At 32.5% G+C, this 13,312-nt stretch carries 9 protein-coding genes; 2 read left to right on the top strand and 7 right to left on the bottom strand.

The window, feature by feature from the left end; all coding sequences use genetic code 11:
* Positions 1–275: 275 nt before the first annotated feature.
* The 7 genes from M2651_RS04795 to M2651_RS04765 form a co-directional block, all read right to left on the bottom strand.
* On the bottom strand, positions 276–2,567 hold the full coding sequence (locus M2651_RS04795) for a glycoside hydrolase family 2 protein (protein ID WP_252131201.1): 2,292 nt from the start codon (positions 2,565–2,567) through the stop codon (positions 276–278).
* A 26-nt stretch (positions 2,568–2,593) separates the two neighbouring features.
* Positions 2,594–3,496 (bottom strand): alpha/beta hydrolase, encoded by a 903-nt coding sequence (locus M2651_RS04790; RefSeq protein WP_252131200.1) that lies wholly within the window; start codon positions 3,494–3,496, stop codon positions 2,594–2,596.
* A gap of 90 nt (positions 3,497–3,586) precedes the next feature.
* Positions 3,587–4,474 (bottom strand): carbohydrate ABC transporter permease, encoded by an 888-nt coding sequence (locus tag M2651_RS04785; RefSeq protein ID WP_252131199.1) that lies wholly within the window; start codon positions 4,472–4,474, stop codon positions 3,587–3,589.
* Between the two features lie 17 nt (positions 4,475–4,491).
* Complete coding sequence (locus M2651_RS04780; RefSeq protein ID WP_350338290.1) at positions 4,492–5,448, bottom strand: ABC transporter permease; 957 nt, start codon at positions 5,446–5,448, stop codon at positions 4,492–4,494.
* A gap of 72 nt (positions 5,449–5,520) precedes the next feature.
* Positions 5,521–7,014, bottom strand: coding sequence for an ABC transporter substrate-binding protein (locus M2651_RS04775; RefSeq protein WP_252131198.1), 1,494 nt, complete (start codon positions 7,012–7,014; stop codon positions 5,521–5,523).
* 118 nt (positions 7,015–7,132) lie between these two features.
* A complete protein-coding gene (locus M2651_RS04770) occupies positions 7,133–8,731 on the bottom strand; it encodes a response regulator transcription factor (protein ID WP_252131197.1) in 1,599 nt (532 codons plus the stop codon).
* 1 nt (position 8,732) lies between these two features.
* The gene (locus M2651_RS04765) at positions 8,733–10,484 is read right to left on the bottom strand and encodes a sensor histidine kinase (protein WP_252131196.1); all 1,752 of its coding nucleotides are present in this window, start codon (positions 10,482–10,484) and stop codon (positions 8,733–8,735) included.
* 663 nt (positions 10,485–11,147) lie between these two features.
* Here M2651_RS04765 and M2651_RS04760 point away from each other — a divergent pair.
* Positions 11,148–11,747 carry an NfeD family protein gene (locus M2651_RS04760; RefSeq protein WP_252131195.1) on the top strand — a complete coding sequence of 200 codons (600 nt, stop codon included), beginning with the start codon at positions 11,148–11,150 and terminating at the stop codon, positions 11,745–11,747.
* A gap of 30 nt (positions 11,748–11,777) precedes the next feature.
* Positions 11,778–13,256 (top strand): flotillin family protein, encoded by a 1,479-nt coding sequence (locus tag M2651_RS04755; RefSeq protein WP_252131194.1) that lies wholly within the window; start codon positions 11,778–11,780, stop codon positions 13,254–13,256.
* Positions 13,257–13,312 lie beyond the last annotated feature (56 nt).

The following is a 13,312-nucleotide window of genomic DNA, read 5'->3' as shown; positions in this document are numbered from 1 at the left end:
TAAACAAGCTATAGCAATATATTTTTTAAAAAGCTGTTAGATAAAAAACAATCTTTGTTAAGTTTAAAATGTACAAGCTATATACATGTAATAAAATCATAAAAAATTTAGAAGAAAACTTGTTATATTATATAACAAAAATAGAGCATAAATTAGTTGTTGTTAATAATTTCAACGTGAAGTTGCTTTAAATTGTTAACCGTCCCTTAATTCTTAATTTACAAAATTTAGAAAAGAAGGTATTATCCAAAGCTTTAGCCCTGGATAATACCGCTTTATAGATATTTATTTTTAGGTATTATATTTAATTCCTTATTAATTACTGTTAAAAGCTCCTTAGGTATATTTAAACGTGAAATCTTAGACATTGAATTTATAGATGTCAGTGCCATCATGGATTTTAGCCATGGATTTTCTTTAGCGTCTCCAAAATATTTAATAAATACCGCTTTTGCTTCTTCATTTTTATAAAGATCTTCCAAGGTATCAAAGGTTGAATAGTAACCTTCCTTAAGTGTTACTTCCTGAACATTCGTTAAATCAAACTTTTCAAACCAGTTTATAACATGCCTTTTCTCTTCACCTTTTACCAATGTATAGCTCTTATCCGCTTCATTGACACGGTTAAGAACCATATAATCCTGATAGGCGTTTCCAGATTTATCATAGCCTTCTGCTTTTATATAGTTCTCTCCTAGAGGCAATCTCACCCCTTTAAAGGTCTTAATAGCTTCTTTGCTATGAGTTTCCCCAATAAGATCGTCGCCGACAAACAGTTTAATATGCTCTAAGTTGGATAATACCGATATATCATTTAATTCTTCATGCCTATTAACGAATTTTTTGCCTGCCAGGTGAATAAAGGGAACCTTTGACCAGTTAGCCTTGTATAAATAAAAGGCGTCCTTTTTAATTTTTCTGTCTATGGTTACCAAGCCCTTAAGATTTTTGCCCTTTTCTCCGCCTTCATCTCTGTTGTTGCTGCCGAAATCAAACATATTCCATTGATAGCCTCCTAAAACAAAAGGTCTTTCATTGATAGTTTTAATTGCATTATCATGGAATAATAATTGATATTCTTCTGTATAGTCCTTTACCGTTGGATTATAGGAATGAAATTTAGGGTTGGTATCCACCCCATATTCTGAGACCAGTACTGGTATATCTGGTCTTGCTTTATGAAATTCGTCAAGTCTCTTTCCTAAATCCTGCATTTCTTTATAGTACCAGCCATAATATAGGTTATACCCTACTAAATCTGTTATCAGATTTAATGGACTTTCATCGCCTACGGAATAAATATTTGCTTGAGCAGTAAATCTGCTTGGATCTAAAGCTTTAGCCATGGATTCAAGTTCCCTTACTTTCTCATATATACTTTCATTTTCCACAGCAATTGTAATCTCATTTTGAATACCCCAGCAGTATATGGAGCTGTGGTTATATGCTTGTTTAATTAATTTTTCCAATTGATCCTTGGCATTTTGATTACTTTCATCAACAGTTGTTGGCACACTTATAAAAGGAATCTCTGCCCATACTAGTAGACCTTCACGGTCACAAAGGGAATAGAAATAGTCATTATGTTGATAGTGCGAAAGTCTTACGCTGTTTGCTCCTATCTCTTTTATAAGAGACATATCCAAATCCATATGCTCTTTTCTTAAGGCATTGCCTACTCCTGCAAAGTCATGATGACGGCTGACTCCATTTATCTTAATAGGTTTACCATTCAAAAATACTCCTTTGTCGGGAGTTATTTTAATATTTCTAAAACCAATTTCAATGTTTCTTAAATCACAAACAACTCCGTTTTGAATAAGTTCTGCCTTCAGTGTATAAAGATAAGGATTTTCTATTCCCTGCCAAAGTACTACATCTGAAATTTTATCTGTTATGGAGAACTGAAACTTTCTGGAAACTTCAATATTAGTAGTTTTACTAAACACTATATTTTTTTCTCTATCAAAAAGGTTAAATTCTATTTTTCCTTCATTTACGCATGAATACTCATTAATAACTGTACCCTTTATATTTAACTCAAAGATGTTTTCGTCAATATATTTTTGAGTTAAGTATATTCCATCCCTTCCATTATCCAATAAATCAAAATGAAGAGCGTTAGCAATAATAAGTTTTACTTCACGGTATAATCCACCATAGAATGTGAAATCCGCCATCAATGGGTACACATCCTCATGTCGACTGTTATCCACCATTATAGATATAAGATTTTTACCTATCTTTAAGAAAGAGTTTAAAGAAACTCTATACATTGCATATCCGCATTTACTGCTGCCGGCTAACTGTCCATTTACATATATCTCTGAAACATTGCCTGCTGCACCAATTTCAAGAAATATAAATTTCTTGAAATCTTCCTCGCTGATATTTAATTTTCTTTGATACCAGCACTTACCTTTAAACATACTATTTTCATGTCCATCTTCTGCATTCCAGGAGTGAGGCAGTGTAACAATCTCTGCCTCACTCATTTCTTCCAGTACATAAGCTGGGTTATTTACCTTTGTAAAGTACCATTTATCATTTAAATCTATTATTTTCAATCTCTTTCACCTATTTCCTATACTTTTTACATATGTTTCTTTAACCAACTAGCTGCTAAGTCAAACCAAACTTGACAACTTGGGTTAACATGTTCATTCTTTGCTGCTGTGGTTTCATCAGCAAGTGATAAACCATGTACTCCTGATTCAAATATATGAAGTTCATAAGGAACTTTATATTTAGTTAACATAGTGGCAAATCTTAAGGAATTGGATACATAGACACTTTCGTCGTTAGCTGTATGCCATATAAATGTTGGAGGAGTTTTATCTGATACGTAATTTGCAGGACTTAATTTCATCAGTTCTTCCTCAGTAGGATTGCTTTTTCCAAATACCACTTTGTTTGAAAATTCTTGAAATGCAACTGCACCTGGGTTATCAGACAGAGCTTCTTTCTTCATCAAAATATAGTCTGTAAGCGGATATCCTAGAATAAGCGCCCTAGGTCTGAATAACTCACTATCCACATTGAACTTAGATGTTAACAGTTCATCCTGCCAATGCACCCCCATACTTGATACCAAATGTCCACCTGCTGAAAAGCCGCATAATATAATCTTACTGGTATCTATAAGCCAGTTTTCTGCTTTTTCTCTTATTGTAAGTATAGCTTGTGCTAAATCATACAAAGGCTGCGGATACGCAGTTTTCTCATTACCAGGAGGTGGCGGGTTTCTGCGATCAATTACTTTATCTCCATAATAAGTATTATATCTAAGAACAAAGGTGTTATAGCCAAGTGTTGCAAATCGTATAGCCACAGGTTCTGCTTCACGGTCTGTGGTTCTAAAGTAAGCTCCACCAGGGCAGATTATAATGGATGGACGCTTTTTGCCTGTGTTAAATTCTTTTGAGTCATGTAGAATATAGGTTTGTAAATAAGCTTCATTGTTATCCTTCCAAAGTTTAATTTTTTCACAAATCATAATGATATACTCCTTTATATATTATTGTTATTCAATAAGGACTTATTCTGAGCTAAGGCAGCCCACTGCTTCATCTCTACCGGATATTTACTAACCTTTAACTGCACCAACGGTAATTCCTTTTACAAAGAACTTCTGAAAAAATGGATACGCAATTAAAACCGGAACTACAGCTATAACTGCAATAGCCATTCTAACGGATGTACTAGGAAGAGGAGTGTTTGAAGCAGAAGTACTACCTAAATCAGTAGCTGCTAAAGCTTGAATATTCGTTATCATTTGATTTAATACAAGTTGTATACTATTTAATTTTGCATCTGTTATATAAATCAGTCCGTTATTCCAATCATTCCAATATGTTAGACCGCTCATTAGACCTACAGTAGCCATTATTGGAAGTGACAAAGGAAGAATAATTTTGAAAAATATACTATATTCTCCTGCACCATCAATTTTAGCTGATTCAATAAGGGCAGAAGGAATATTATTTGTGAAGTAGGATTTCATCAATAATATATTAAATCCATTTAAAAGTAGCCTAGGTATGATAAGTGCCCAAATAGTATTTTTTATATCCAAATATTTAGTGTACAAAAGATAGGTAGGCACAAGCCCTCCATTAAATAACATTGTAAATACAACTAAAAAAGTTAACACCTTTCTTCCTTTAAGATCTGTACGTGACAGAGGGTATGCTATCATAGATGTAATAACTAAACAAGCAGTTGTACCAATTATGGTTACTAAAATAGTAATACCATATGCTCGTCCAATAATCTCCGCCTTTTCAAATAAATATGAGTATGCTGCAAAACTCAATTTTTTCGGGAAGAAAGTATATCCACTTTTTATCAGAATATTTTCATCTGTAAAGGATGAGTTAAATAATAATATGAAGGGAATAAGACATAGGAATGATGCTACAGCAAGAATCGTATGTGCAATTCCTCTAAATAATCTATCTTGTTTTATTTTCAAAGCTGCCAACTCCTTTCTTAAAATAATGCATCCTCTGCGCTTAATTTTCTTACTGCATAGTTAGATAATAGAATACATATAAATCCAACAACTGACTGGTACATTCCTGCTGCTGATGACATACCTATATTCCCTAGTTGAAGTAAACCACGAAAAACATAAGTATCGATAACATCGGTGACAGGATACAATGCGCCACTATTCATGGGCACCTGGTAGAAAAGTCCAAAGTCTGAATAAAAAATTCTTCCTATTGCCAGCATTGTCATAATAATAATAGTTGGTTTTATGAGAGGTATGGTGATAAGTCTTACCTGCTGCCACTTTGTAGCTCCATCTAAACTTGCAGCTTCGTAATACTCATCACTAATGCCAACTACTGATGAAAAATATATTACACTTAAGAAACCAAAACCCTTCCAATTGCTTACAAAAGTAAGAATTACCGGCCAAAATTTAGTTTCTGTATACCAATTAATTTCTTTTAACCCTAACGCTGGCAGGACAGTTTTATTTAAAAAACCAGTATCAGTACTAAGCATTGCATATACGAGATAACTAACTACCACCATAGATATTAGGTGTGGCAGCAAAATTAGACTTTGATAAAGGCTTAATAATAGTTTATTTTTAATCTCATTAAGTAATATAGCAATTGCAACAGCAACCACTGTGTTAATTATAATGAATGAAACATTATAAAGAATAGTATTCCTAGTAATTATTAGAGCATCAGCAGACTTAAATAGAAATTCAAAATTTTTAAACCATATCCAGTCACTGGCAAGTATTCCTTTTGAAAAATTAACATTTTTAAATGCTATTATTAATCCAAACATTGGTATATAATTGTTGATAATTAAGTATATCAATCCCGGTAACATCATTACATAAAGGGCGCTGTTTCTAAATATATTAACTTTTTTTGATTTGGCTGTACTAACATTTTTAGTTTTTATATTTGTTTGCTGCATCACTGTTTCCTTCCTTTCCTTTAAAATAAGGCAACTCAACCAATTTCAAACTGGCTGTGTTGCCTTCCAGGTTTACTTATTAGTTTTGATCCATTCATCAAGTTGCTTTTGTTTTTCAGCAATCACTTTATCTATTCCTGCAGTTTTAAGTTTAGCAATAAACTCAGGTAATACCTTAACAGGATCCAAAGTTCCTGATTCTAATCCAACTTTATATTGATCTGTAACAGAATTTAATGCAGCTAACTCTGTTTGCACTGATGATGCAACAAAGCTAAAACCCATAGCTTTTGACTTTTTAGCTGCTTTATTAAATTCAGCTTCACGCTTATAAGCATCTACGGAACCACCCTTCCAAACATAGCTTATGAACTGATTTCCCAAAAGAAAAGGCATATTCGAATAAGTTTGAGTTTTGGCATTAATTCCTTCAGGATAATCTATTGTACCTTCAGCAGTTTTAACATAGTGTTTACCTTCTATACCATAATCCATAAGATTAACTACTTTAGAATCAGTATACATAAGGTTTAGGAATTGCATGGCTTTGTCCGGTGTTTTGGAATTTAAAGGAATTGCCCACTGAACCTGTTGAGCATTTGAGGATGTGGAAAAAGCATCTATTAATGGAATCTCAACCAATTCTACACCATTAGTTAAGCTCTCAGATGCCGCTGTATTGGCAGTAATTGCTCCAAAGTATGCTACACCTTTTCCAGCTTTTAATAAATTTGATATAGGTTGTGTATTTGTTGCTACATCCTTCATGATGTAACCTGAAGTGTACCAATTTCGTACTGTATTAAGCATTGCTGCATATTGAGGTGTCTCAAACCAATCAACTACCTTTAAATCCGCACCTCCATTTAACAGTACTCCAAATCCATCCCCAAGAAGATCCAGACCAGCTGCTCTGTCTACAATAGTAAGAGTTTTACCCGGCTGCATTAATAGTATAGTTGTATCAGGCTCTTTATCTTTGATAGTTTTAAAAATAGCTGTAAAATCCTCAAGAGAGTTTACCTTATTTGTACTTATATTGTATTTACTTGCGTAGTCCTTCCTAATTTTTAGTCCATATCCTGATGCCATTGATTTTACAGGAGGAACAGCATATTGCTTTCCATTAATTCTACCAGCCTTTAGATAATCTTGACCAACTGCCTCCTTTATACCCTGTCCATATTTATCTAGTAAATCATCTAATGCGATAATTTGTCCTTTTGATACAGAACTACTGAAGTTAGCCCCTTGCACAGGAAGTAAATCAAGCTTTTCTCCACTAGCTAGCATTAGATTTATTTTTTGTGTCCAAGATCCAACAGGAATAACCTGCCAATTGATCTTGGCATTTATTTTTTCTAATGTTATTTTATTTACTTCATCTTGCACTAATTGCAAATCTTTAGGAGTATCACTTAAAGTAAATGATGCAATAGTAAGCTCTGTTGGTGTCTCCTTTTGTGCTTGTACTTCTGAAGTGTTTTTGCTTTTTGTACTACATGCTGAAAATGAAAACATTGTAGCTACCAATAAAGCAATACAGCTAAGCCTTTTTCTAATCATAATATATTCCCCCCTAAACGTATTTTGGAATTGATTACAGTATACAATATACATGGCTACCTTCACCATCTTATAATTTGACTTGTTACTTTTGAAATTTCGACTTACTCTTCGTGGTTTAACTTTCTTTTTTATTTTTTCTATAGTCTGCCGGATTCATCCCAGTCATTCTTTTAAACATGCTTGAGAAATTAGAGGAGTTAGGATATCCGACGCTTATTGCAATTACATTAATTGGAAGATTTGTCTTGATAAGCAGGTCTTGAGCCTTAACTAAACGTTCCTGCATAATAAATCTTGCAACAGATAATCCAGTTTCTCTTTTAAATACCCTGTCAAAATAGTCAGGGTTTAAATAAACATGGCTTGCAATTTCCTCTCTTGTCAATTCCTTCTCTAAATGAAGTTTAATATAGTTTTTAGCTTTAATCACTGGGGATATTGATTTTTCATCAGGCTTTGTAAACCCAATAGTTCTTTCTATAATATATTCTACCCACTCAAGCATCTCTTGTAAGGAACCGGTGGCATTAGCATTCATTTCTATAGTCTTGCTGTCATTAAACAGCTCATGGGCTTGCATCCCTTTCTGAGCTAAGGCAGCAAAAATCATCTGGTTAAAATCCTGCTGAAACCCGTATAACACATTTGTATCCGGTGCTGAAGTTATATATAAGTCTTCTAGATATTTTTTTATTTCAAATATTAGATTATCTTTAGCACCATTCTTAAGCATAACTGACCAAAGGCTTGTATCCGTTGTATTTACAACAGAAGTTTTTATAGGCTTCACATTTATAGGAAATACCTTATTAAATATAGTAACATTATTTCTTTTAAGCTTGATTAGTTCATTTACCATAGATGCTAATTGATGAGCATAAATCATTTCTCCCACATAACAACATAAGTCACAATACATATACTGATTGCAGGTAAATATATATTTTTCACACTGTTCCTCCAATTTATCTCTGCTAAAATCTTCAACATTCCCTAAAAAAAGAATTCCTATGAGTTCAGTACTTTTTAATTGAAAAAACTTAACTGATTGACCTTCATTCGTAAGAATTTCTTCTGCAATGTTTTTCAATCCGTATTCTATAATTTTTTCGTCCTTCATACTCATCTTTCTATGAAAGCGCTGTATCCCTATTAAAACTGGTATGATTTTCATTTGGCTATTGAAAGGTATATCTCTATAATCTGCAGCTATTTTTATATCCTCTGGATTTGAAGGTATGGTTTCATTTATAATATCCATCCAAAACCGTTCAACCAAAATAGACTGATGCTTAAACCAAAACTGTCCAAACCTGCTGTACTCCTCCAGTTCGCTGTCTTTTTCTATCTTATTAATAGCTTTAGTAACGGAGGCTTCTAATTCTTCAGCTGGAACAGGCTTTAAAAGATAGTCCAAACTTCCCAAATGAATTGCTTCCTTTGCGTAGCTAAAATCTGCATGACAAGTTAAAAATATTAATTCTGTCTTTGGAGAATATTTCTTTACCCAGGCCAGCAGCTCTAAACCACTTCCCCTCGGCATTTCAATGTCACAAAGCATAACATTTATTCTATTACTTTCAAAAACTTCCTTTGCCTGCTTCATACTGTTAGCAGTAAAAACCTTTGATATTCCAAGTATGTTCCAGTCAATTTTAGATTTTATTTCTTCTACAATTAATTTTTCATCATCTACAATAAGTAAATTCCACATCCTAATCCTCCTTTTCCAAATTATTTAAAGGTAGAACTATTTCTACCAAAGCTCCTCCAGACTCAGAATTACCTATACAAAGCTTTGCACGCTCCTTATATAAGAGCGATAGTCTGCGTTGAATATTCCATATTCCAATATGCTCTCCATATTCGTCGGTTATTCGATTCCCAGCCTTTAGTTCTCTTATTACGTCTTCTTTGAACCCTTCGCCAGTATCTTTTATTACAATTCTAAAACACGGTTCTCCCTCTTTGCTATCTACAAGTTCAATGTTTACAGACAGCTGAACCTCTTCATCCATAGATACTGCATATTTAATTGAATTCTCTATAAAAGTGTGAATTATAAGTGGCGGCACTTTAGTCTCTAAAAGATAATCAGGAATCTCTATTTTAAAACTCAATAATTCAGAAAATCTTAATTCCTGAATGCGGATGTAGTTTTGAACATGCTGTATTTCATCCTTTAAAGATACAAAAGTAAGATTACTTCTAAACATGTACCTGAAATATTTAATTAAACAAAGTGTCATTTCTTGAATATGGTCATACTTCTTTGTACTTGCCAAAGCATAGATTATATTAAGTGAATTGAGAAAAAAATGAGGTTTGATTTGGAGCTGCAAGTGTTGCAGTTCAGCCTTTTGTGTGTTTATTTTCTCTTCATATACACTTATTTTAAGTTGTTGAATGTGTTCCATCATAGTGTTAAAGGTTTCATTAACAATTCTAAACTCTTCTGATGTAGCATAAGGTTCGATACGAACTTCCAGATTTCCATCTCTTATTTTCTTCATTGCAGACAACATTCTTCTTAAAGGAACAATCAGTATTTTTCTTAAAAAGAGTAGACATATAGGTAATACAAAAATAAATAAAATAGAAATAAAGTTAATTACTCTCTGAAAATATGGCAATTTTTCTAAAATCTTATTATCTGGTATTAATGCAATTAAGCTGAAGTTTCCTTTCAAAGACTTTTCTCCAACCACAAGATATTGATTTCTATCCCCTATAAGATGATATCGTTTAAAGTCTAGATTTAAATTCAAATTATTATCACGGACAACTTGTCCATTCATCATAGGTTCCCCATTATCTGTTGCAAGCAAGGAAGCACCATTTTCTCCAATATCTATCATTTTTAGAGGTATAAACAGATTTTTAACATCGGTCCAGCTTCCTAAATAAATTTCACCCATCTTCAGGATACGAAATAAGTAGTATTTATTTTCAATTTTCTGAACATGCCAGTCTGAAATTTGTGAGTTTCTTGATGACCGCAGCTCCAAACAGCTATTTGTTACATATTCTCTTAAAGCTTCCTGTTCAACAAAACTAGGTCTATTATTATGAATCTCAATAAAGTCCTGTCTTTGCAAAGAGTAGATAAACATAGTGTCAATAAATTTATACATGGTAATATCCTGGGTTATTTTATTTAATAATCTTATCTTTGATAAAAAGTATTCTTCTTCATATGGAGAATATAGCATCATTTGAATATCTGTGTTTGAAACTTGAAGATTGACAAAATATGAGTCTACTGCTTCAAGGTTATTATCTATCTGATTCATATATAAAGACATCATATTTTTATAAGATTCCGCAACCTGGTTATGAACAACCTTGATAGCGTATAAATTATTATATATAAGGAATGAAATTAAAGGCAGCATAAAGGCTATTAACCCAGCTACCAATTTGAATCGTATGGAATTTTTGGGTATATTAAAAGCACGAATTAACATTATTGTTCCTCCATTTTAATAGTGAGAGTTTTACTATAACTTGTTTTTAATTTGGATTATAATTAAGTGTAAAAATATTGTCAACATAAGAAACTAAAAGCTGTTAGATAAAAACAATCTTTGTTTAGTTTAAAATGTACAAGCTATATACATGCAATAAAATCATAAAAAATTTAGAAGAAAACTTGTAATATTATAATGAAAGTAGTATACAATTTATCTTTTATTAATTAGAAATTAAAAAAATCTATAAAATTGTTAACTGACCTTACCTCTTACCTGAGGTTGCTTTTAATTGTTAACCGTCCCTAATTTTACCTACCTAATTTTCTAATTTTAATTTAATTCCTGTAAATTGTTAACCGTCCCTAATTTCTATTTGAAATTCTATGAAAAATTTTAGTTTAGAAAGATTAAAGTAGGTAGAAATACTTAAAGTGTTTTAGTTACCTATAAATGTTAAAATAGACATTTTTCAGATGTTTATATAGTTTGATAATTATATAACAGATGTTATAATTAATAATATCATGTAAAAAGTTATTTATAACTATATTAAATTATAATATATAATATAAAATCTTTAAAACAATAGTTAAATTTAAGAAAATACATAACAAAAATGGATAGTTATGTTATACTGAAATAGGAAGGAGGTATTTTATGGAACAAGTGTATACTATTGTTTTTTGGGTAGGAGTTATATATACTGTAGTAACTTTTTTGTTAGGCGGGTTATTAGGATTATTTCATATGGATGGACATGTAGATACACATGTGGACACTAATTTTCATGCAAGCTTAGATTCACATATTGATACTCATGCTGACAGCGGAATATCGCCGACCTTTGCAGTTTTTCCACTAAAACCTATAACCATTGTTTCTTTTTTAACGGTTTTTGGAGGTATAGGCATAATAGGAACTCACTCTAAAATTAATCCAATCCTTTTATTTATTATAGCATTTATATCAGCACTGATAACAGCATTTATACTATATAGATTTATAGTTATACCTCTTTATAAAGCACAAAATACAAGTGCATTTTCCAAAAACAGCGTTGTAGGAATGAAAGCTAAGGTTATATCTCCAATTCTTGAAGGAAGTTTTGGAACTATATCCTATGTGGTAAATGGGAAAAGATATAATGGACCAGCACAACATGTTGGAAAGAAAGGAATTCCTCAGGGTGAAGAAGTTATTATTTATGAAATTAAAAATAATGTATTTTATGTTGAGCCTTTAAATTATGAAAAATAAATATATATATATAAAAGGAGAGATTTAAAAATGTTATTTAATTTATCAGCTCTAATTATTCCGGGGATTATAGTAGGGGTAATCATACTTTTAATCCTTAGTATTTTCTCAATGTGGAAGAGAGTTCCACAAGATAAAGCTTTAGTTGTTACAGGTCTTAGAAAAAGGGTTATTACCGGTGGTGGTGGTTTTGTAGTGCCGCTTCTTGAAAGAACAGATAAGATTTCTCTGGAAAATATGCAGATTGAAACACGTATTGACGGTGCTTTAACAAGTCAGGGGGTTGGAATTGTAGCAGATGGTGTGGCAGTTGTTAAGGTAAAATCTGATACAGAATCGATTTTGTCAGCTGCAGAACAATTTAATACTTCAAATGGATTGCAGCATACTATTCAAGTAATTGAACATACTACTAAAAATGTGCTTGAAGGTAAGCTTCGTGAAATAGTCTCAAAGATGACAGTAGAAGAAATTTATAAAGACAGAGAAAAATTTGCGTCCCATGTACAGGAAGTTGCAGCTCTTGATTTAGCTCAAATGGGTCTTGAACTTAAGGTTTTAACTATTAAAGATATATCAGACAGAAACGGATACTTAGAAGCTCTTGGTAAGCCAAGAATTGCAGCAGTAAAAAGAGATGCTCAGATAGCAGAAGCAGAAGCTGCTAAGGAAACAAAGATTAAAACGGCAGAAGCTGTAAGACTTGGAGAAGCTGCTAAGATTTTATCAGAAACTCAAATTGCTGAATCTATTAAGGATAAAGAACTAAAGGTTCAAGCTTACAGAAAAGAACAGGAAATTGCTAAGGCTACATCAGACCTTGCTTACGAAATTGAGTCTAATAAGGTAAAAAAAGAAGTTGCCGAAACACAGATGCAGGTTGAAATTACAAAAAAACTAAAGGAAAAAGAACTTGCAGATGCTGCTGTTCAGGTTGAAATTACTAAAAAGGAAAGAGAAATCGAACTTGCTGAAAAAGAAGCACTAAGAAAAGAAAGAGAACTTGAAGCTACAGTTAAAAAGCAGGCTGAAGCGGATAAATATAGACAAGTTCAGGTAGCAGATTCTATAAAATATAAGGAAATTGCTGATGCAGAGGCAAGAGCTAAGGCTATTGAGCTTGAAGGTAAGGCTAAATCAGAGGCTTTAAGACTTCAAGGTATGGCAGAAGTAGAAATTATAAGAGAAAAGGGTAAAGCAGAAGCAGAAGCTATGGCTAAAAAAGCAGAAGCCTTTAAGCTTTATAATGAGGCTGCTATGACCCAGATGATTATTGAAAAGCTTCCTGAAATAGCAAAAGCTGTTGCAGAGCCATTATCTAAAACTGAAAAGATTGTTATTGTTGACAGCGGAAGTGGTGAAGGCAAAGGTGCTGCCAAGGTTACGGGATATGTAACTGATATAATGTCTCAGCTGCCGCAGACAGTTGAAGCACTTACCGGTGTTAATATTATGGACTTGTTAAACAAGAAAATAGAAAATATGGAAAGTAAAAAAGAAGAAAAATAATCCATTATGATAGAAAGATAAATAGCTTAAGTTTTGAAGGATGTCTTATGAGGCAT

The sequence above is a fragment of the Clostridium caldaquaticum genome, assembly GCF_023806125.1.
Taxonomy (GTDB): Bacteria; Bacillota; Clostridia; order Clostridiales; family Clostridiaceae; genus Clostridium_AT; species Clostridium_AT caldaquaticum.
This window is presented reverse-complemented; position numbering and strand designations above follow the sequence as displayed.